The organism is Autumnicola edwardsiae (genome assembly GCF_031846505.1).
Classification (GTDB): Bacteria; Bacteroidota; Bacteroidia; order Flavobacteriales; family Flavobacteriaceae; genus Autumnicola; species Autumnicola edwardsiae.
The window spans coordinates 1-250 of the sequence record NZ_JAVRHP010000351.1 but is presented as its reverse complement, the minus strand read 5'-3'; the positions used below and the strand labels follow the sequence as shown (position 1 = coordinate 250).

Here is a 250-nt window from a genome sequence, read left to right as displayed (position 1 = left end):
GACATCTACAAAACCTTTCAGGACATAAAAAACCGCAAGAATAGCAGGACACTTTTTCTTGATGATCTTTCTGCCTCGCTACTCATAGAAATGGATAAGCGCGAGGAATAAGAGGCACCTTATTTCTCTTTAAAAAGACAGTAGTACGGTTGACCTACGGTTCTATGTTTTTGGAAGAATTCTTTATATAATCTAATGTAGTTTAATACAATATTTCCAATCTAGAACCATTTGATTACTATTTAAAAAT

The 250-nt window shown here is 33.2% G+C and carries 1 protein-coding gene; it reads left to right on the top strand.

The genetic code is table 11. From position 1 onward, the window contains the following. Window positions 1–3 precede the first annotated feature (3 nt). A complete protein-coding gene (locus tag RM529_RS17965; RefSeq protein ID WP_311486089.1) occupies window positions 4–111 on the top strand; it encodes an RteC domain-containing protein in 108 nt (35 codons plus the stop codon). Window positions 112–250 lie beyond the last annotated feature (139 nt).